We start from the raw sequence: 19,656 nt of genomic DNA, 5'->3' as shown, positions 1-19,656 counted from the left end.
TCCTTTATTTCTTTAATTTAAAAACAATAAAATCTGCACAATGCAAATCTTCCGCAAATTGAGGGTACTTCTTTAGCATGTCTTGTGATGGCTTGGGCTCTACAATAGTCTCAATAGTAAATCCAACTTGCCTAATTGCTTGCACATAGCTTGTTAATGTTCGATGGTATAGAACGATCGGTGGGTCAGCATCTAGCTGGTGATACTCCCCTTCATAAAAATAACGTTGGACTTTCCAATACTGTTGATCTAGCTGCTCATGTCTCATCCATCCACTATTAGGTGTTACAAAGCATGGGTGTAAAATCGAAAAAATAAAAGTGCGATTAGGTTTTAATAATCGATACATCTCACATAGAGCAGCCTGATAATCCTCTAAATCTTGGAGAACCATATTTGAAACAATACCATCAAATTGTTCATCTGCTAAAAATGATAAATTTTCACAATTCCCGTGTAAAAATTGAATAGCTTCCTGCTGTGGTGTTCTTTCCATAGCAATGTCTAGCATTTTTTGTGAAAAATCAACAGCTGTTACTCTTGCACCCTTCTTTACCAGTAATCTGCTTAAATAGCCTTCTCCACATCCTGCATCTAATAGATGGTTTCCATCTACCTCACCTAGCAAAGAAAAGATAGTGGGATTTAACAATACGACACGATGAATATCCCCCTGCTCATCGTAGTTTGCTGTATACCTTTCCGCATATCGATTCCAGCGTTGAATAGCTTGTTCTGTGTTCATTTACAGTCCCCCTTTCAAAGTAAAATCGTAACGTTACGTCCTGTGTGCACTTGTCTATTTTTCCATATAAAGAAAAAAATATATAGACTTTTATTTTATTTTTTAATATCATGTAGATAGAGGCACGGCTTCTTTAAGTAAATGATAAAGCCAGAAATCCTATTTGGATTTCTGGCTTTTATGCGTTATATAGAAATTGTCTGTTCAGCAACAGCTTCTTTTTTTACAGTGAGCCATCTACCAATTACCATAACAAGTAATGCAAGAAACACAACGACACCAGCAAATACAAGTGCTGCTTTATAGCTGCTATAAACTTCAACCAGTTTTCCTGCGACGATCGGTCCGATAATTTGTCCAAAAGCATAAAAGGTTGTTAATAAAGATACAACGAATCCACTCTGTGTCGGGAAAAGCTGTCGTGCATAGGAAGTAGTTAGCGTAACAATTCCTACAAAGGTTAGACCGAATAAAAACGATGCTAGTAAAACGCTCCATACCGTTTGTGCAAAAACAGGTAATAGGATACCAACCACTTGCAGTATGTACGCCACAAACAAAATTTTTATAGCTGAAAACTTTTCTAATAAGACCGTCCAAACAGGAGCTGATGGAATAGCCGCTAGCCCCACAATGACCCAGCTATAGGAGGAGTAAGCTTGAAGAGAAGGAATATTATGAATAATATCGACTAAAAAAGTACCTGTAATAATATAGCCTAATCCCTCTAAGCCATAGGATAAAATCAACCAAGGCATAAAACCCTTTGTCATTTTTGTATCAAGAGATTTCGTAACTTTTGTGCTGTCCGGCACTGCTAAACCTCTCCACAGATAATAGGTAATAAGTAAAAAAACTGCTGATAAAATCCCTAAGCCTAACCATGTACCCTGCCAAGCAAATCTTGCTTCTATAGCAGGTACACATAAACCTGAAATAGCAATCCCTAAGCCTATTCCACTAAATACATAGCCAGACCATCGTGATAATGAATGCTTCGCCAAGTAATCCATAATAATACTCGATGTTAATACAAAAATAAGGCCCCCTGTAATGCCAGCAATTAAACGCAGAACTAGCCAGACACTATACACCTCTATTAAGCCCATTAATAGAACAGATAGGACATTGGTAACAACACTTGCCATTAAAACATTTTTACGTTGACAATAAATGAACCCTGCCCATAATGCGCCAATGAAATAACCAATATAATTGCTTGAAGCTAAAAAACCAGCCACTTCCAATGAAAATCCTACATCATGACGCATAAAGGGAAGAATCGGTGTGAAGGCAAATCGACTAATCCCCATTGCAACAACTAATAATAAAATTCCTCCAAAGACAATTCCTATATGTTGTCGATTCATGATGAACCCCCCTTCTCATATTATTCTACTGTAATTAAAAGGATACAGAGCGCAAATTAATAAATCTAATATATAATGTATATAAAAGCATAAAAAAAATTTATGAAAGGTGTAACGACATGAATTTACATGCTCTACGTTTATTTACAAAGGTGGCTGAACTCAATAGTGTTTCCAAAGCGGCACAGACGCTTATGATTAGTCAGCCTGCTGTAACCATTCAAATTCGAAATTTAGAGAAAGAACTAGGTTTGACATTGCTAGAATCCAAAGGTAGGGGCATTTCGCTAACACAAAATGGTACTTTTTTATACAAACAGGCACAGCGCTTATTTGATCTAGAAACTGATATTGAAAATAAAGTTGAACAGCTTAAAAATACGGGCAATGAAGAATTGCAAATTGCCTCCACACATGTTCCCTCTCATTTTTTACTACCTAAATGGTTAGCTCAATTTAAACAAGTTTATCCAGCAACACATATTCATTTAAAGACCGCCAATTCCCAGCAAGTAATTGAGGATTTACTCCATTATAAAGCTGATTTAGCTTTTATCGTCAAAGAAGATGGACATCATGCTGATATTAATTATCAATTTCTAATGAATTTGGATTATTGGTTTATTGTGCCGTACAATCATCATCTGGCAGGTCAAACAGTATCCCTTGCAGAACTTATGCAGCAGCCCTTCGTCACAAGGGAGGATGGTAGTTCCACAAAAGAATACTTAAATGCCCTATGTAAAGTGCATAAAATTCCTCCACCGAAAGTAGGTTTACAACTAGATGGGATTAATGAATCCATACATGCCATTGCAGCAGGTTTTGGTACAATGCTAGCACCATCCATAGCAGCTTCTAGCTTTATTCTACAGCAGCAAGTTGCCCGCGTTTTTATTAAGGACATTGATATTCAACGCCCGATCTACCTTTGTACAAGAAAAAATGAATTGCATCACTCCACATCCTTTAATAATTTTCTTCACATCATCAATGAATCGATCATGTAGAAAGAAGGCACTCTCAAATAAGTGCCTTCTTTTGTTATCTATCAACGCTTGTCAAAGCTGTAAAAATGTAGTTAAAAAGGTGCATATATTTCTTTAGTCACCATACTAATATTCGTTTTTTTTATAGACTTAATAGTTTTTATAGCCTATAATAATCCGTGTTATTATCAATAAACGAACATTAAGGTGGTTTTTATGTCTGAATATACGCATATTTTCAAAGGAACAGCTTTTACTAGTAAATCTGCTACTGACGTTCACATTTTAAAGGATTATTTATTTTTCATTAATGCTGACGGCATGATTGTTAAAACTGTCGCTCCTGAACAAGCTGATTACCAACAACTATTAATTACATATCAAGATCAAAATAACTTCCATGCATTAGCTGAAGGGCAATATTTCCTACCAGGATTTGTTGATTTGCATGTACATGCACCTCAATGGGCACAATCTGGGACAGCTTTAGACATTCCTCTTTACGATTGGTTAAATACATATACTTTCCCTATCGAATCAAAATTCTCCGATTTAGCATTTGCTCAAGAAGTTTATGAGGATTTAGTAAGCACACTTCTTGCCAATGGTACAACTACATCATTATATTTTGCGACGGTTCATAAGGACGCCAGTGTACTTTTAGCGAAAATCTGTGCTGAAAAGGGACAGCGAGGATTAGTCGGAAAAGTAGTCATGGATGATCCTGAGCAGAATCCTGATTTTTATCGAGATGAAAATACAAAAACCGCATTAGAAGATACGGAAGAATTTATTTTAGCTGTAAAAGATTTAGCCAAAACGACTAAACAGGGTGTTTATCCTGTTGTCACGCCTCGCTTTATTCCAAGCTGTACGGACGGTGCCTTAAAGGGCTTAGGTGAACTGGCTGCGAAATACGATACACATATTCAATCACATTGTAGTGAAAGTGACTGGGAGCACGGCTACGTCAAAGAACGATTCAACAAAAATGATGCCGTTGCCTTACATGACTTTGGTTTGTTAGGTGATAAATCTGTCATGGCTCATTGTAATTTCTTAAGTGATGAGGATGCCCGATTATTTGCTGAAACTGGCACTGCCATTGGCCATTGTCCAATCTCTAATGCCTATTTTGCAAACAGCGTGATTCCAATCGCCCGCTTCCATGCAATGGGCGTTGATATTGGATTGGGCTCAGATGTTTCAGGTGGATTTTCTCCTAGTCTTTTTGATAATGCAAGACAAGCTGTTATGTCATCGAGAATGTTAGAGGATGGTGTAGATACAGCTATTGTAGCTGAAAAGCGTGGTGTGTCAAATTCACGTATTACCATTAATGAGGCCTTCTATCTCGCGACAGCTGGTGGTGGAGAAAGCTTAAGTCTTCCAATTGGCCGTTTACAGGAAAACTATACATGGGATGTACAAATTATCGATACAAAAATCTCTACTGCTAAGCTTCCGATTTTTGATCAAAATGAAGATTTACACGATATATTCCAAAAAATCATGTATCTTGTACGCCCAGAAAATATCCGCGAGGTATGGGTGCAAGGAAATAAAGTTCATACGAGAGACTAATCATTCTCTTATTCTCTACTAAAAATCTATCATTTTGAGGTGTACAACTTCGTGGAAACACAACATAGAAAACTAACTAATCAAACACAACAAACACAATTAACTGTACTACCAGATGAAAAAATTTCGTTCGGTCAGTCTGCTCTACTCGGTTTACAGCATGTTATGGCTATGGATGTATACGTGGTGCCCTTTTTAATTGCCATGCTAATCGGCTTACAAACTGGTCAGGCAAGCGCATTAATTCAATCAACCTTTATTGCAGCTGGGATTGCGACGATTGTGCAAACACATTTTTGTATGAAATTACCGATGGCACAAGGTCCATCCTATGTTCCACTTGGTGCCATTATTGGGATCTATGCAGCAAGTGGTAGTGGTGATCTAGGTTGGAGTACTGTGCTAGGTGCTAGTTTAATTGGAGCCATTTTGGTTATTATTTTAGGCTATACAGGCATCTTCAATAAAATTGTCCAAACATTTATTCCACCAATTGTTGGTGGAACAATTATCTTTGTGGTAGGGCTGTCCTTAATGCCTGTTGGTTTAAGTGATAATATTTTTAATGGAGCAGGTGCATCTATTAATCAAAACATCTATTTAGCGCTGATCACAGCATTCGTGTTAATTATTTGTGTCATGTTAGGCACAGTCTTCCATCAAAAAGGACGTCTATTCCGAATAGCTTCTGTCATCATTGCCTTAATTGCTGGTAGTATTGCAGCAAATATTATGGGTGTTTTAGATTTATCTCCTGTATCGCAAGCAAAATGGTTTAGTATGCCACAAATTCCATTTGCAGATTTTAGTTTTAGCTTTAATATTTCTGCTATTATTACAATGGTCATTATATATATTGTCTTAATGGCAGAAACAACAGGAACTTGGTTTGCTATTAGCAATGTCATCGACCAACCTTTAACAAATAAACAAATTAATCGTGGGGTTATTGGTGAAGGAATAGGCTGCTTTATTGCTTCTTTACTTGGTTCCACTCCTGTTACTGGTTACTCCACAAATGCAGGTGTTATTTCTATTACTGGAATTGCGAGCCGTCGTGTCTTTATAGCAGCAGGTATTTGGTTTATCGTCTTCGGCTTCTCTGGTAAATTAGCAGCACTTATTTCAGCGATTCCTTCAGCCGTTATTGGCGGTGTATTTGTGATCGTCTGCGGCATCATTGCCATTAGTGGCTTACAGGTCATGAAAAATGAACACATTGGTGAAAAGGAAATGTATGTTATTGCAATTCCTGTTATTTTAACGTTAGCTTTGACATTATTGCCTGATGATTTCCTCTATTCATTACCTACAACTGTTCAATATTTATTTGGTTCGCCTATTGCGACCGCCGCGCTCGTAGCGATTTTCCTTCATAAAATTCTACCAAGCTCAAAATAGTAGCTATCTACAACAAACAGCACCTCTAGTCCATTCGGGTTAGAGGTGCTGTGTCTATTTATTTTCTAAAATTTCTGTTTCCTTCTCTATAAATCTGTTATACTAGAGCAAAAAAGTAGGGATTAAAATGGACTATGATGTCATTATAGTTGGTGCTGGCTCCATGGGGATGGCGGCTGGTTATTATTTAGCAAAGGAAGGCAAAAATGTACTTATGCTAGACGCCTTTACTCCCCCGCATGAAGAAGGTAGTCATCATGGGGATACAAGAATCATTCGCTTTGCTTATGGTGAAGGAGCTAGCTATGTACCTTTCGTAAAAAGAGCTGGCGAGCTTTGGCAAGAGCTAGAGTCTTTAGCAAATGAAAGCTTATTTTTACAAACTGGTGTAGTTAATATTGGAGAGCCAACATGTGCTTTTATTCAAAATGTGAAGGCGAGTGCTGTGCTCTATGATTTAGCGCTTGAACACTATTCAGCTGATGAAGCGATGAACAAATGGCCAGGGCTATCCTTGCCAAAAAATTTAGTTGCTTGCTTTGAACCAACAGCTGGTGTCCTTCGTGTTGAAGCATGTATCCAAGCCTATAAAAAATTAGCCTTAGAGGCGGGTGCAAGCCTTCGAACAAATGAAAAAGTATTGGCTATCCAGGCTGGTGAAATTGTGCAGGTACAAACAGTACATAATAGCTATAAAGCAAAGCATTTAATAGTAACTGCAGGTGCATGGGCGACAGAGTTACTGCAAACAGTAGACGTGAGCATACCCGTCACACCAACGCGGAAAACCTTTGCATGGTTTGAGGCAGATGAGCAGCTGTATCGGGATGAAATTTTTCCAGCCTATTGCTTTGAATTTGCTGATTCAACCTACTACGGTTTTCCAAGTATTGATGGATCGGGGTTAAAACTTGGTCGACACGATGGTGGTGATGTGGTTAATCCAAACGACCCTCTACGTCCGTTTGATGCATCTGATGCTGTTGACTTACAAAACTTCATTGAGCAGTTTATGCCTCAGCATGGAGCACTTAAATATGGAAAAACATGTAAGTATTCGATGACACCAGATGAAGATTTCATTATCGACTTTTTACCTGAACATCAGAATATTGTGATTGCTGCAGGTTTTTCGGGTCATGGCTTTAAATTTAGTAGTGCCGTTGGGGAAGCTCTTGCAGATTTAATTGTAGAAGGCAAAAGTAAACAAGATTTATCTACCTTTAAGCTTAGTCGATTTTAGCAAAAAAAGGATTGGTGCAACGACTAACCGTTGCACCAATCCTTTATTTTATTAACATCATTTGAAACTCTTGCCAATCATCTAAACGTGGAAGATTTACATGCTGGTTATAAGATTGATTCTTTAATATTACCTTAGTTGTCACATCATGAAGCGTTTCAAGTACTGCAGGTTTATCATCTACATAAATATCTAAAGCAAGCTCTTTTATAATGGCTACTTTTTCTGCATCTTGCATGCCACAGAAAAAATGACCTTCTGTTATTGGAAAGCCCTGTGCTTCCATCCAAGCTTTTGTTTGCGCACAATATTGTTTTGGACGAGATGTAATGTAGTAAATGTCATGTCCCTGCTCCGCTAAAGTTTGGAGGGTTTTTAAAGCACCTTCAAAAGAAGGACAATCCGTAAAATAGATCTCTTCTAATACGCTATTCCACATGGCTGAACCTTCCTCATCTGTTAATCCAAATGGTTCATGAATTTCTACTCGTTGTATTGCTTGAAAGGTTTCAAAGGAAACATTTTTGCCAAGCTTTTTATTATAAAGTGAAAAGGCATGTGCGCGTAAATCAATTAATGTGTCATCTATATCAAAGCCAAACTTCATCTAGTTGTTCGTCCTTTCACGAAGCCTTGTTTATAAAATTAGAAGCAAATGTTTGCTCTTTTTCAATTTGTTTTGCTAATACTTCCTCAATGGCTTGCTCACGCATTTGTTGAAAATATTGTACGTTAAATTGTCCTAGCGTATCTTTATTTAGCAATGCTGCAAGACAATCTGCATCTTTTAGTGCACTATTTAGCCCAAAAGCGCCTGTTGGTGTCATTGTGTGAACGGCGTCCCCTAGCAAGACAAGGCCCTTTGTCCCCCAACTATTACAATGGCTACTAAAGACATCAAGCAAAACAAAATCCTGCCAGGATGTTATCTGTGCCTGTACTGTTTTCGTTAATTGTGGAAATGCCTCCACAAGCTGCTGGATAAAGGGTGTAAATGCTAGTTTTCGAAGCTGAGGGAAACTACCTTGCTCAATATTCCAGCCTATTTGAATATAACCACCAACTTGTGTAAACAATGACAGCTGCTTATCATCGATGAGTGCCATTTTTATAGATGGCTCCCAATCAGCGGGTGCGGGAATTTTAGCCCACAGTAAATCAAAGCCATGCTTCTGTTTCTGAACATCAATTTGTGCTTGCTTACGAATAGTAGAATAACGATCATCCGCACCGATAATTAACTGACTATCGATTTTTATAGGGTCTCCATTTTTTATCGCCATAACGCCACTATAATGACCTGTAGCATCCACAATCAGCTTGGTAACCTTTGTATGTAGCAGGCATGTAAAGTTAGGGAACGGTTGTGCTTTTTGTAAAATTGCTTTTAATAAATTTGCCTGTGGTACATGAATGCCTAAATGTCCTATTGCTTCATCTGGAAGAATCGTTTTAAATGCTCTGCCACCAGCATAATACTCAAGCTTCTCCATTCGTAATATACCGAGTGCCTCGACTGCTTCGAAAAGATGATGGCTTTTTAAAACAGCCTCCCCCTCCTCATTTAAATGCTCGCCACGAAATGCCTGACCAAGTGCTATGTTTTGCTCTAGTAGAATCACCGACAGCCCTTTTTTAGCAAGGAGGTAGGATAACAATACACCAGCAGGCCCTGCCCCTACTATACAGACATCTGCTTGATAGTTCACTTTTCTTCACCCTGCTTTGGATAAGCAATAATACGCAAATCCTCACCTATTTTATCAAATGAAGCAAATTCAACATTCCATGCCTCATGCATGAGAGAGGGGTTATAGCCAGCAAACGGTGTTAATGATAGATTTCCACCTAAAACTTTAGGCGCTATATATACCACATATTTATCGATTGCACCTTGCTGTAAAAAGGAAGCATTTATTTTACTTCCACCTTCTAGCAAAATATCTGTTATGCCATGTGTATAAAGTTTTTCCAGCATCTCATCAATCTGTAGTCCATATTCATTTTTTTGTACAGGTAAAACTGTAACGCCTTTTTCTGTAAATAAAGCAATCTTTTCTTGGCTTACATCATCACTACAAACAAGAATCGTTGGTGCATCCTCTATATTTAATACATTTGCATTGTCGGGTGTACGTAGAGAACTATCCATAATAATACGTGTTGGGCTTTTTCCGTATCCTTCTTTTAATCTCGTTGTTAAAGAAGGATTGTCAGCAATGACTGTACCCACGCCAACTAGAATTCCATCCACTTCATGACGAAGATGGTGAACATCCTCACGTGCACCCTCACCAGTTACCCATTTTGAATGCCCTGTATGCGTGGCAATTTTCCCATCTAAAGTCATAGCAAATTTTGAAGTAACAAAAGGGCGTTGCGAAAGCATATTGTGAATAAAACGTTCATTTAAGCGGCGCGCTTGTTGCTCTAAAACACCAACTTCTACCACTATTCCCGCATCTTTCAGCAATTGAATACCACGACCTGCTACAGTTGGGTTCGGATCTTGCATAGCAACTACCACTCGACTGACACCAGATTCCTTCACTAAATTTGCACAAGGCGGTGTCTTACCATAATGTGAACAAGGCTCTAACGTTACATATAACGTAGCACCCTTTGCATGCTCTCCAGCCATTCGAAAAGCATGCACCTCAGCATGTGGTTCTCCTGCTTTTCTGTGTAAACCTGTGCCTACAATCATGTCATTCTTCACGATTACAGCCCCAACAAGTGGATTTGGGTTCGTATTTCCTTTGGCACTAGCAGCTAAATCTAATGCTAGTTGCATATACTTCTCATCTACATTCATCATCCTTGCAACCTCCACCTATTGCTTTTCACGTATATGTCCAGATTTTTCAACTTTCGTTTCTAAATAAAAACGATTCGTCTCTGTCAAACCGCCCCATAAAGGAACATGCCCTTCCGCAGCCATGCCACGAGCCTGTAATGCAGCCAGTTTCTTCGGATTATTTGTAATAAGTGTTACAGGTTTTGTACGCAGTGTAGCTAATACAGCAAGTGCTTCTTCATAGGATCGTGTGTCATCTGGGAAGCCAAGTGCATGGTTTGCTTCAACTGTATCTAGCCCCTCCTCTTGCAATAAGTAAGCAAGAGATTTTGAGAATAGTCCAATACCACGGCCTTCATGATCGGCTAAATAAAATATAGCACCACAGCCATGCTCAACAATCATTTTCATAGACTCATGCAACTGGTATCCACAATCACAACGCTGACTGCCAAATATGTCGCCCGTGTGACAAATACTATGCATTCGGATTAAAGCATCTTCTGAATGGGTAAAATCACCATATACAAGCACTGAAGATTGTTGCAAAAATGCTAAATTGGCAGTGGCTAATCCATCAATGATTTCTTCTTTTGTTAAATCTGCATCAATTTTAAGCCAGTTATACCATTGAAAAGTTGCAGAAAAATCACCTTGTTTTACAGGTAATTTCACTGGTCCAACTAGGCAAATATTCTCTGTATTTGTATGCTTTACTATCGTCATTTTATCTTTCACTATGTCCATCACTTTAGTCGTAATTGTCATATTAATCTCCAACCTTCTATAGAAACAGTTAGTGAAATTCACCAACTGAGCACATGTATTTTCACATCACTTACATAATGTAACTTAGTTTATAATAATAACTAAAAAGTGTCAAACAACAGCTATTACTCTAATAATTATAATTATAAGTGATGGGAATTTTATTATTACTTTTTCATCATATACTACTAGCTTATGGAGATGCTATTTTTTCTGTGCAGGCTAGTCTATAATAAGCTGTGGTACTGTAATGACGAAAGGAAGTTTAACATGAACTTAGAAAAAACTGTTCAACTAAAGCAACCAAAATATCAACAAATAGCCATTGATCTCGCCTCCAAGATTGTTGAAAGAAAATACCGCATTGGCGATAAAATATATGCAAGATCCTCTCTTGCCAGTCAATATAATGTTTCCGCTGAGACTGCAAGAAGAGCTATTGCCGTTTTGCAAGACTTAGAAATCGTGGAAGCTTCTAAAGGTAGCGGCGTAATTATAAAATCGTATGAAAAAGCGGCTCAATTCGTCAGACAGTTTCATGATGTACAATCGATTCATGAAATACAAAATGAACTTTTGACAAGTATTCAAAAGCAACATCATGAATTAATTAATTTACAAGATAAGGCAAAGCAACTAATTAGCCGCACGGAGCATTACCGATCAGTCAATCCGTTCATTCCCTATCAATTAGAAATGACAGCGGATAGTCCATGCATTCATCAAACTGTACAAGCTTTAAATTTTTGGCAAAATACTTCTAGCACCATCGTTGGTATTAGACGCGGTAATGAATTATTACTATCCCCTGGTCCTTATGTCTCATTTGAAGAAGGTGACATAATTTATTTTGTTGGAAATGATGAAAGTTTCGCTAGAGTTCAAAGCTTTTTATACCCAAATTAAAATCCGTTTAAGCGCTGATATAACAGCGTTTAAGCGGGTTTTTTCTTATTTGTCGATTTGACAAAAGTAACAACCCTTTGCTACAGTAAGGTTGTTACTTGTTTATTTTTGGGTATCATTATCCTCACATAGTAATAATCTACGAAAGGAGTGCTTCTATGGAAAAAATTAAAATAGAACACGTATCGAAAGTGTTTGGCAAACATATTCCCCAAGCACTAGAACTCGTTAAGCAACAAAAAAGTAAGACTGATATCTTAAAAGAAACAGGTGCAACTGTTGGTGTATACGATGCAAGCTTTACTGTCAACGAAGGAGAAATCTTCGTTATCATGGGATTGTCAGGAAGTGGCAAATCCACGCTTATACGGCTTTTAAACCGCCTAATTGAACCAACGAGCGGAAATATATATATCGATGGAGAAAATATTTCTACCATGGGAAAAGAAAGTCTACGGTCTGTAAGAAGAAACAAAATGAGCATGGTTTTCCAAAACTTCGGTTTATTCCCCCATCGAACATTACTTCAAAACACCGAATATGGCCTTGAGATTCGAGGTATTTCAAAAGAAGAACGGCAAGCAAAAGCTGAACAGGCTTTAGAAAATGCTGGATTACTCGCTTATAAAGACCAGTATCCGAGTCAATTATCAGGTGGTATGCAACAGCGGGTTGGTTTAGCACGAGCCCTCGCTAATGATCCTGAAATATTGCTAATGGATGAAGCATTTTCTGCACTCGATCCATTGATTCGCAAGGAAATGCAAGATGAGCTACTCGATCTACAACAGACATTGAAAAAAACGATCTTATTTATCACACATGATTTAAATGAAGCATTACGCATTGGGGATCGCATTGCCATTATGAAGGATGGCTCTATCATTCAGATTGGTACGGGAGAAGAAATATTAACCAACCCAGCAAATGATTATGTCAAAACATTCGTGGAAGATGTGGATCGTTCTAAAGTATTGACAGCTGAAAATGTCATGGTACGACCAGTTTCTGTCAATACAGACCTAGATGGCCCTAAAGTGGCACTAAAACGTATGCGTCAGGAAGCTGTTAGTTTATTAATGGCTGTTGATAAAAATAGACATTTAAAAGGCTATATCACTGCAGACGATGCACTAGCTGCAGCAAAGAAACAAGAGCAAACCGTCCATTCTATTGTGCAATCAGAAGTATTAACAGTTCCACCAGATATGCTACTACAGGATATTTTAGGGATGATTTATAATTCTCCTACTCCTATTGCCGTTGTGAAAGATGGTCGCTTGCTTGGTGTACTAATTAGGGGCGTTGTCATCCAAGCACTGTCAACGAGCGATGAGGAGGCCGAAGCACATGAATAACTTTTTAGATAATATTCCAACATTACCACTAGCTCCGTGGGTAGAATCAGCTATGGACTGGTTGACGAGTAATTTTTCAGCGTTCTTTAACTCTATTCAGCAATTTGGAAAACTACTCATGAATCAGGTCACTGATTTATTAATTAGTATCCCAGCCATTATTCTTATACTTCTTGTCGTGATATTTGCCTTCTTCGTTTCAGGCAAAAAGTTAGGGCTTGCTGCATTCTCTTTAATTGGCTTGTTGTTTATCTATAACCAAGGATTATGGACTCATCTTATGGAAACAACCACGCTTGTGATCTTTTCCAGTATTATATCCATCATCATCGGTATTCCACTTGGTATTCTAATGTCAAAATCAACGGTAGCTGAAAACATTATTAAACCAATACTAGATTTCATGCAAACAATGCCTGGCTTTGTGTATTTAATTCCAGCTGTTGCCTTTTTTGGTATTGGTATTGTACCTGGTGTCTTTGCATCCGTTATCTTTGCTTTACCCCCAACTGTACGTATGACAAACCTCGGTATTCGTCAAGTACCAAAAGAATTAGTGGAAGCTGCTGACTCCTATGGTAGTACAGCTAGCCAAAAATTATTTAAAGTAGAAATTCCCCTTGCTAAATCAACCATTATGGCAGGGATTAACCAAACCGTTATGCTGTCACTTTCTATGGTAGTTATTGCCTCTATGATCGGTGCTCCAGGTCTAGGACGTGAAGTATTAACAGCCCTACAACGTACCCAAGTTGGGAATGGCTTCGTTGCAGGTTTAGGTTTAGTTATTTTCGCGATCATTATTGACCGCTTAACACAAAGCTTTAATAAAAAGAAAGCACTATAATTGTCATCTTTCTTGCTACCTTCCATCCTCCGATGGATGCCGGCAGTTTGATACAAAATGATGAAGAGAAAGGGAGATTCGATGAAACTGAAAACACTTTCAAAGTTAGGAATGGCTCTAGGTCTAGGCTTCATGCTTGCTGCATGTAGTGGAGGAGACTCAGGCTCAAGTTCTGGAAAAAACAGTGATTCTAAGGAGGTAAACCTAGCCTATGTTGAGTGGGATACAGAAATTGCCTCAACGAATGTTGTTGGGCAGGTACTCGAAGATTTAGGATATGATGTAACATTAACTCCTTTGGATAATGCGATCATGTGGGAGGCTGTCTCAAAAGGAGAAGCTGATGGAATGGTTGCTGCGTGGCTACCACATACACATGCTTCACAATATGAAAAGTATAAAGCTGATTTAGATGAGCTAGGTGAAAACCTTGCTGGTGCAAAAATCGGTTTAGTTGTACCAAGCTATATGAATGTCAATTCTATTGAAGATTTATCTAATGAAGCAGATCATACAATCACTGGTATTGAGCCAGGTGCAGGCATTACTGCTGCTACAGAAAAAGCAATAGAAGAATATGATAATTTAGCAGATTGGAACTTCATTACTTCGTCTTCTGGCGCCATGACAACTGCATTATCAAAAGCGCTGAAAGATAAGGAAGAGATTATTGTCACAGGCTGGTCACCCCACTGGAAATTTGCGAAATATGATCTTAAATACTTAGAAGATCCAAAGGGTGTATATGGTGGAGAAGAAACGATTAATACATTCGTACGTAAAGGCCTAAAAGAAGATTTACCAGATGTATATTCAGTACTCGATAACTTCCACTGGACAGCAGAAGATTTAGAAAGTGTTATGTTACAAGTAATGGATGGTAAAGATCCAAAAGACGCTGCGAAAGAATGGGTTGATGCTAATCCAGATAAAGTAGCCGAATGGACAAAAGACGTAAAAAAATAATATAAAAACAGGCACTCCTGCATAAGGAGTGCCTGTTTAATTATGATAGCAATTTCAACATGATTGCTGCTCCTAATACAAGGATAATACAAACGATGCGTCGCCAGTCCTTAGATTCATTAAAAAACAGCATACCTAGCAGTGCTCCCCCAGCTGCACCAATCCCTGTCCAGATCGCATAGGCAGTACCCATTGGTAATGTTTCCATCGCATAGGCAAGGCCTGCAAAACTTAAGGTGAATGCACCAATCAACAGACCTAAATTTTTCATACTCTTCGTCTTATTATATTTACTAATCATATATACGCCCATCATCTCACATAACCCTGCAACAACTAATGCCATCCATGCCATTATTCACTCACCTCTTGTTCCTTAGGCTCTCCCGTTACAAGCTTTAAGCCTACAACTCCTGCAAGTAACACAACAATACATATAATTTTTGCTAATTTCCACGGCTCTCCAAATAGCAAGCTATCCGCACATACAGTACCAGCTGTCCCTAATCCGACAAATATTGCATAGACGGTCCCAACTGGTAGATGCTCACCTGCTTTAATGAGTAAATAAAAACTAATAAAAATGGCAATTGCTGTACCAATCCATTCCAGTACACTTGTTGCATGCTTTAACCCAATGACCCAGCCAACTTCAAAGCAAGCCGCTATAATAACGCTGATCCATTGTTTATTCATGATAAATCCCTCCATTTTATAAGACACGGCCGAATAACTAGCTAATTCAACTACTTTTTCAGCATTCGCCGAATGACTCGATTTTAGCCAAACAAAAAAAGCCTGAAGAAACTGTCTTTAAACAGTATCTCCCAGGCTTTTATCCTTCCGTGTCACAAAATCAATTTGTGGTTTTCTCTCGGACCAGACTAGCAAGCGCTACGGAACCCTAGAAAACTTTTATTCGATTATTACTCTTAGTATAGCAAACTATTCAATGATTTTCCACTGGTACATAGCCGACCTTTTCTACCATTGCCTGCCCTTCCTCAGAAAGTATCCAATCAATCAGTTTCTGTACATTTTGATTTTCTGTTCCTGCTGTGATGGCATAAAATTCAGACACTAAAGGATATGTCCCATTTTGAATATTCTCTTTTGTTGGTGCTACTCCGTCAATGGATAGTAATTTGATCTTTTTGTTACCTACCATCTCTGTAGAATAATATCTAAATGTAAAGCCCAAGGCATTTTTATAATTTCGATATTGCGACACTTCACGAATGATTCCCCCCATTCCTGTTGCAACATCTTCAGTGGGTGCCTCCATGATTGGCGTATTGCCCATCAGCTTTTCTAGTGTCGTTTGGCTTCCACTATCTGCTGGGCGTTGGAAAGCACGAATGGCCTCATCCTCCCCACCCACCTCACGCCAATTAGTTATTTCTCCAGCATATATTTTTTTGACCTGCTCAAGTGTTAAATTATCGATTTTATTTTTACGGTGCACAAAAAAGACAAATGCCTCTCGACCAATTGGCGTCATATCAAATGTAAGTCCTTCTTTTTCTGCTTGCCATTCTTGTGAGGTGGACGGGGCTGCCGCAAATATTAAATCAACATCTCCAGCAATTAAATTTTGATAGGCCTCTGGTGTACGACTTACTTGAACTCTACTATTATATGGAGGATATTCCCCTTTGGGATAAGTAGCTTCCACAAAAGCCGCATATAAAGGGTACATGGCTGTTGCACCATCTAATCGTGGTAATGACTCTGTCAATTGTAAGGAAGCTTTATTCTTCACTACTTTATTGCCAGGGACAAATGGCTGATAGACTGTTACATCAATTTCCGCATCAACAGTGGGAATACTCATTTTATAATAATGTTGAATCGGTTTGATGGCTGCAATCAACAGGGCAATTCCCATGACACCAAATAGCAAGCCCCTTCGTTTTTTTGTGTTGGTCCATTTAAACATGCTACAAACAATCCAGACAAATAAACAAACAGGTATAGTAAAGACCAAATAAATTAAATGCAGTCCACCACTCAATGTGATAATGAATGCCACCATTAATGTCACAAAGGATAAACCAATTAGTATAGATACTATTTGTATAAACTTAAGCATACAAAGACCTCCCTAGTGTAATTTTACACTCTTACACCAATGGTACCCGAAAGATACAGCATTCACAACTATATATTCTGAAAATTATGGTAAAATTAAATTTGTCTTGATTTAATGAATGCTTTTTGTGTGAATGTGGTATATCAAATATAGAAAACGCTCTCTATAGAAATGGGAGCTTTTCGATGTATCTCAAAAAATCTCGACAACCTATGCTAAGGCATAATTGATATTAGTAGGAGGATGTACATATGGCAATTGAAAAAGTACGCCGCCATTTAGCACAATGGCATGTAGAACACAAAATACAAGAATTAGAAGAAAGCTCCGCAACAGTTGAATTAGCAGCACAGGCGCTTGGCTGTGAGCCAGAGCGCATAGCCAAATCTTTATCTTTTCTTGTGAATGATGGTGCGATCTTAATTGTGGCTGCAGGTGATGCTAAAATCGATAATGCAAAATATAAAGCCATATTTGGCACGAAGGCAAAGATGTTATCCAAAGATGATGTGGAGACGATGATTGGCCACGATGTCGGGGGTGTATGTCCTTTTGGTGTCAACGAGGGCGTAGCCATTTATTTAGATGAATCTTTAAAACGTTTTACTACAGTATTTCCAGCGTGCGGTAGTAGTAATTCAGCCATTGAGGTAACCATTTCAGAACTTGAAACATATGCTCCCTATAAAGAATGGATTGATGTCTGTAAAGGCTGGAATGAATAAGGACCAAACGATTGGCGATACTTTAAAAAGTCTCGCCAATTCATGTTGTTGAAAAAAGATAATATCGCTAGGAGAAATATTACCTTTTGGCAAGGTAAGGGTTGATTTCCGTTCCGCCAGCGTCCTTTCCAGGGGGCGTCCAATGAGCCGCTTCTCTCACTTACGTTCGCTCCAGGGTCTCATCAGTGACGCTAAATCCTCTAGGAGTGACGCTGGCTCCTCTCCAATCAACCATTCTGCAAAGTGTCTTTACTTTTTTAATAGTAGCATAGTAATAAAATCGCCCATTATCTGTATTCATAGAGGGGATAAGCTCTTATTTTCAATTTGGAGAAGTGATGAGTGACAAGAAGTGAACACCTTCACTTTATTTGAAAACCTTTGCTAAAAAGATAACACTTTTGTAGGTTGGAGTGGAAGGCTACTTGACTCCCGTGGGATAGCGAGTCAGGCGAAACCCTGCACGGAGCGGAGCGAAGGAAGCGGTTCGGCGCTCGCCCACAGGAAAGCAAGTAGCCTGCAACGGCAATCCATTTTCACCTTATAAAAAAATTTTATGGGTGGTTTTGTTTTTCAGCACTATAGATTTGCTATTCCTTGTAACCAACGGCTAACCAATGTGAATCCCATTCTGTAATTTGATTGCCTACCCGACAGCTTAAACCACATGCTTGGTTATCCGCAACAAATGAGCCAATTAGCCACTTCTTAGCGTGATATCCTTCTTTTAACTGCACAGTTATACTAGGCATCTCCACATACTGTTGGTAAATAAACAAATTATCATTATAATGTTTGGATGTGGAAGCATTTACTCTCCGCCCACTTCCTGCGTAAATTTCTACTGTATTTCCTTCACGAGAATAAACAGGCTTCTTGACATAGGGTATATCACCTCGAATAAATGGCTCTGCTGTCAGGTATGTAGGAAGCATATATTGCAAAATAGCTGCTCGTTCCTCAGAAGTAAAGAGCAATGGATCATTTCTCCGCTCCCATATTAACCATAATAAGATTTTCGATTGTAATACATAGGCAGCAGGTGGATTAATAATTGCCAGCTGTCTTTTTTTGACAAGCTCTAAAAGATGCAAGCCAATGCGATCACCATCCGCTGCCACATCATCTATTAAAAACTCTGCAGGGTGTGCAGGTCTAAATAAAATATCAATTTTCTCCATTGTGGGTGTATAAAGACCTTGTGCTACCTCAGATGTATCACTAGAAAAGATAATAAGTTCTTGAATGGGCACATACTCAATGTCAAAAGGAATACAGGACTTGATAAACTGTACCTGACAATACTCTTCATAGTCCTCTTTCGCTGTTTTACCTGTGATGACAATCTTCGGCTTTTTGACATCATGTAAATAGTGGATGGCAGCAAAAAGAGCGCCCGACAATGCTTTTTGTAAGGCTGATACATCATTGGGATTTTTATAGCCAAAATGCTGACATAGAGCGTCATTCATCTTGAAGGTTTCTTGTACAAGAAAAGGTGTTTCTCCATTTAACTCTAAACATTTAATGTAGCCCTCCTCCGTACAAATAAAATCAAATCGTGCCAGAATGGATTGCTGCTGTAAATAATCTAACTGAATATATGGGATCATTTCTGGTCGAATACCTAAGGCTAAGAGCTGATCGACTGATAAATGTTTAAATTGTTTCCCGACTTTTAAAAAGATGCGCCAAAGTATTTGTGTTGCATAATAAAGTTGATCAATTTGCTGCTTTGGTAATTCTAAAACATCATATAATGCATACTCTAAATCCTCAAAGTCAGGAAAGAAGTCAGGAAATTTTGAGTAAAATGCTTGTCGTTGCTGTGTGTGATTCATCATGTTCTTCACTCCTTACCCAAG

Annotated in this window: 19 protein-coding genes and 1 riboswitch; of the genes, 9 read left to right on the top strand and 10 right to left on the bottom strand. The window is 38.5% G+C overall.

What is annotated here, in order from left to right:
• Positions 1–4 precede the first annotated feature (4 nt).
• Both MKZ14_RS06275 and MKZ14_RS06270 read right to left on the bottom strand, forming a co-directional pair.
• Positions 5–745 (bottom strand): class I SAM-dependent methyltransferase, encoded by a 741-nt coding sequence (locus MKZ14_RS06275; protein WP_339280672.1) that lies wholly within the window; start codon positions 743–745, stop codon positions 5–7.
• A gap of 185 nt (positions 746–930) precedes the next feature.
• Positions 931–2,115 carry a YbfB/YjiJ family MFS transporter gene (locus tag MKZ14_RS06270; protein ID WP_339280671.1) on the bottom strand — a complete coding sequence of 395 codons (1,185 nt, stop codon included), beginning with the start codon at positions 2,113–2,115 and terminating at the stop codon, positions 931–933.
• A gap of 119 nt (positions 2,116–2,234) precedes the next feature.
• Between MKZ14_RS06270 and MKZ14_RS06265 the strand changes: the two genes are divergently transcribed.
• From MKZ14_RS06265 to solA, 4 genes are all read left to right on the top strand, one after another.
• Entirely contained in the window at positions 2,235–3,125 is an 891-nt protein-coding gene (locus MKZ14_RS06265) for a LysR family transcriptional regulator (protein ID WP_036080081.1), read from the top strand.
• A gap of 195 nt (positions 3,126–3,320) precedes the next feature.
• Positions 3,321–4,688, top strand: coding sequence for a guanine deaminase (guaD, locus tag MKZ14_RS06260; RefSeq protein ID WP_339280670.1), 1,368 nt, complete (start codon positions 3,321–3,323; stop codon positions 4,686–4,688).
• A 51-nt stretch (positions 4,689–4,739) separates the two neighbouring features.
• On the top strand, positions 4,740–6,089 hold the full coding sequence (locus tag MKZ14_RS06255) for a solute carrier family 23 protein (protein ID WP_339280669.1): 1,350 nt from the start codon (positions 4,740–4,742) through the stop codon (positions 6,087–6,089).
• 127 nt (positions 6,090–6,216) lie between these two features.
• The gene (solA, locus tag MKZ14_RS06250) at positions 6,217–7,332 is read left to right on the top strand and encodes an N-methyl-L-tryptophan oxidase (RefSeq protein ID WP_312125666.1); all 1,116 of its coding nucleotides are present in this window, start codon (positions 6,217–6,219) and stop codon (positions 7,330–7,332) included.
• 43 nt (positions 7,333–7,375) lie between these two features.
• On the opposite strand, the gene MKZ14_RS06245 is transcribed toward solA, so the two are convergent.
• From MKZ14_RS06245 to MKZ14_RS06230, 4 genes are read right to left on the bottom strand one after another with little or no spacing between them, the layout of a single operon-like run.
• Positions 7,376–7,939, bottom strand: coding sequence for an HAD family acid phosphatase (locus MKZ14_RS06245; RefSeq protein ID WP_312125663.1), 564 nt, complete (start codon positions 7,937–7,939; stop codon positions 7,376–7,378).
• A gap of 16 nt (positions 7,940–7,955) precedes the next feature.
• Positions 7,956–9,041: an FAD-dependent monooxygenase gene (locus MKZ14_RS06240; protein ID WP_339280668.1), complete on the bottom strand. Its 1,086-nt coding sequence runs from the start codon at positions 9,039–9,041 to the stop codon at positions 7,956–7,958.
• The gene (ribD, locus tag MKZ14_RS06235; RefSeq protein WP_339280667.1) at positions 9,038–10,150 is read right to left on the bottom strand and encodes a bifunctional diaminohydroxyphosphoribosylaminopyrimidine deaminase/5-amino-6-(5-phosphoribosylamino)uracil reductase RibD; all 1,113 of its coding nucleotides are present in this window, start codon (positions 10,148–10,150) and stop codon (positions 9,038–9,040) included. Before ribD ends, MKZ14_RS06240 begins: the two co-directional genes overlap by 4 nt.
• Before the next feature lie 15 nt (positions 10,151–10,165).
• A complete protein-coding gene (locus MKZ14_RS06230) occupies positions 10,166–10,897 on the bottom strand; it encodes a GTP cyclohydrolase II (protein ID WP_016991843.1) in 732 nt (243 codons plus the stop codon).
• A gap of 270 nt (positions 10,898–11,167) precedes the next feature.
• Here MKZ14_RS06230 and MKZ14_RS06225 point away from each other — a divergent pair, with 270 nt between their 5' ends.
• The 4 genes from MKZ14_RS06225 to MKZ14_RS06210 all read left to right on the top strand — a co-directional run bounded on the left by MKZ14_RS06225 (position 11,168) and on the right by MKZ14_RS06210 (position 14,974).
• Complete coding sequence (locus MKZ14_RS06225; RefSeq protein WP_036080093.1) at positions 11,168–11,803, top strand: TrkA C-terminal domain-containing protein; 636 nt, start codon at positions 11,168–11,170, stop codon at positions 11,801–11,803.
• A gap of 158 nt (positions 11,804–11,961) precedes the next feature.
• Positions 11,962–13,161: a glycine betaine/L-proline ABC transporter ATP-binding protein gene (locus MKZ14_RS06220; RefSeq protein WP_016991841.1), complete on the top strand. Its 1,200-nt coding sequence runs from the start codon at positions 11,962–11,964 to the stop codon at positions 13,159–13,161.
• Positions 13,154–14,008, top strand: coding sequence for a proline/glycine betaine ABC transporter permease (locus MKZ14_RS06215; protein WP_016991840.1), 855 nt, complete (start codon positions 13,154–13,156; stop codon positions 14,006–14,008). The genes MKZ14_RS06220 and MKZ14_RS06215 overlap by 8 nt, the downstream gene beginning before the upstream one ends.
• An 81-nt stretch (positions 14,009–14,089) precedes the next feature.
• Positions 14,090–14,974 (top strand): glycine betaine ABC transporter substrate-binding protein, encoded by an 885-nt coding sequence (locus tag MKZ14_RS06210; protein ID WP_016991839.1) that lies wholly within the window; start codon positions 14,090–14,092, stop codon positions 14,972–14,974.
• Between the two features lie 40 nt (positions 14,975–15,014).
• On the opposite strand, the gene MKZ14_RS06205 is transcribed toward MKZ14_RS06210, so the two are convergent.
• The 3 genes from MKZ14_RS06205 to MKZ14_RS06195 form a co-directional block, all read right to left on the bottom strand.
• Positions 15,015–15,329: a multidrug efflux SMR transporter gene (locus MKZ14_RS06205; RefSeq protein WP_016991838.1), complete on the bottom strand. Its 315-nt coding sequence runs from the start codon at positions 15,327–15,329 to the stop codon at positions 15,015–15,017.
• Positions 15,329–15,670: a multidrug efflux SMR transporter gene (locus MKZ14_RS06200; RefSeq protein WP_004232293.1), complete on the bottom strand. Its 342-nt coding sequence runs from the start codon at positions 15,668–15,670 to the stop codon at positions 15,329–15,331. The genes MKZ14_RS06205 and MKZ14_RS06200 overlap by 1 nt, the downstream gene beginning before the upstream one ends.
• Positions 15,671–15,796: 126 nt before the next feature.
• Positions 15,797–15,893, bottom strand: a riboswitch (guanidine-I (ykkC/yxkD leader).
• A 30-nt stretch (positions 15,894–15,923) separates the two neighbouring features.
• Complete coding sequence (locus tag MKZ14_RS06195; RefSeq protein ID WP_339280666.1) at positions 15,924–17,066, bottom strand: substrate-binding domain-containing protein; 1,143 nt, start codon at positions 17,064–17,066, stop codon at positions 15,924–15,926.
• A gap of 251 nt (positions 17,067–17,317) precedes the next feature.
• Between MKZ14_RS06195 and MKZ14_RS06190 the strand changes: the two genes are divergently transcribed.
• Complete coding sequence (locus MKZ14_RS06190; protein ID WP_016991837.1) at positions 17,318–17,791, top strand: YbaK/EbsC family protein; 474 nt, start codon at positions 17,318–17,320, stop codon at positions 17,789–17,791.
• 590 nt (positions 17,792–18,381) lie between these two features.
• Here the strand turns inward: MKZ14_RS06190 and MKZ14_RS06185 are convergent.
• Entirely contained in the window at positions 18,382–19,635 is a 1,254-nt protein-coding gene (locus MKZ14_RS06185) for a glutathionylspermidine synthase family protein (protein WP_016991836.1), read from the bottom strand.
• Positions 19,636–19,656: the final 21 nt, after the last annotated feature.

Origin of the sequence: Lysinibacillus sp. FSL P2-0066 (assembly GCF_037969495.1) — a bacterium.
Lineage (GTDB): Bacteria > Bacillota > Bacilli > Bacillales_A > Planococcaceae > Lysinibacillus > Lysinibacillus boronitolerans.
The sequence above is the reverse complement of the archived record's forward strand: the minus strand, read 5'-3'. Positions and strand labels throughout refer to the sequence as shown.

What these genes read in the sequence shown, in the direction of transcription:
- MKZ14_RS06275 (WP_339280672.1), bottom strand. Translation starts at nt 745, where the DNA reads ATGAACACAGAACAAGCTATTCAACGCTGGAATCGATATGCGGAAAGG.
- MKZ14_RS06270 (WP_339280671.1), bottom strand. Translation starts at nt 2,115, where the DNA reads ATGAATCGACAACATATAGGAATTGTCTTTGGAGGAATTTTATTATTA.
- MKZ14_RS06265 (WP_036080081.1), top strand. Translation starts at nt 2,235, where the DNA reads ATGAATTTACATGCTCTACGTTTATTTACAAAGGTGGCTGAACTCAAT.
- guaD (WP_339280670.1), top strand. Translation starts at nt 3,321, where the DNA reads ATGTCTGAATATACGCATATTTTCAAAGGAACAGCTTTTACTAGTAAA.
- solA (WP_312125666.1), top strand. Translation starts at nt 6,217, where the DNA reads ATGGACTATGATGTCATTATAGTTGGTGCTGGCTCCATGGGGATGGCG.
- MKZ14_RS06245 (WP_312125663.1), bottom strand. Translation starts at nt 7,939, where the DNA reads ATGAAGTTTGGCTTTGATATAGATGACACATTAATTGATTTACGCGCA.
- ribD (WP_339280667.1), bottom strand. Translation starts at nt 10,150, where the DNA reads ATGATGAATGTAGATGAGAAGTATATGCAACTAGCATTAGATTTAGCT.
- MKZ14_RS06230 (WP_016991843.1), bottom strand. Translation starts at nt 10,897, where the DNA reads ATGACAATTACGACTAAAGTGATGGACATAGTGAAAGATAAAATGACG.
- MKZ14_RS06225 (WP_036080093.1), top strand. Translation starts at nt 11,168, where the DNA reads ATGAACTTAGAAAAAACTGTTCAACTAAAGCAACCAAAATATCAACAA.
- MKZ14_RS06220 (WP_016991841.1), top strand. Translation starts at nt 11,962, where the DNA reads ATGGAAAAAATTAAAATAGAACACGTATCGAAAGTGTTTGGCAAACAT.
- MKZ14_RS06215 (WP_016991840.1), top strand. Translation starts at nt 13,154, where the DNA reads ATGAATAACTTTTTAGATAATATTCCAACATTACCACTAGCTCCGTGG.
- MKZ14_RS06210 (WP_016991839.1), top strand. Translation starts at nt 14,090, where the DNA reads ATGAAACTGAAAACACTTTCAAAGTTAGGAATGGCTCTAGGTCTAGGC.
- MKZ14_RS06205 (WP_016991838.1), bottom strand. Translation starts at nt 15,329, where the DNA reads ATGGCATGGATGGCATTAGTTGTTGCAGGGTTATGTGAGATGATGGGC.
- MKZ14_RS06200 (WP_004232293.1), bottom strand. Translation starts at nt 15,670, where the DNA reads ATGAATAAACAATGGATCAGCGTTATTATAGCGGCTTGCTTTGAAGTT.
- MKZ14_RS06195 (WP_339280666.1), bottom strand. Translation starts at nt 17,066, where the DNA reads ATGCTTAAGTTTATACAAATAGTATCTATACTAATTGGTTTATCCTTT.
- MKZ14_RS06190 (WP_016991837.1), top strand. Translation starts at nt 17,318, where the DNA reads ATGGCAATTGAAAAAGTACGCCGCCATTTAGCACAATGGCATGTAGAA.
- MKZ14_RS06185 (WP_016991836.1), bottom strand. Translation starts at nt 19,635, where the DNA reads ATGATGAATCACACACAGCAACGACAAGCATTTTACTCAAAATTTCCT.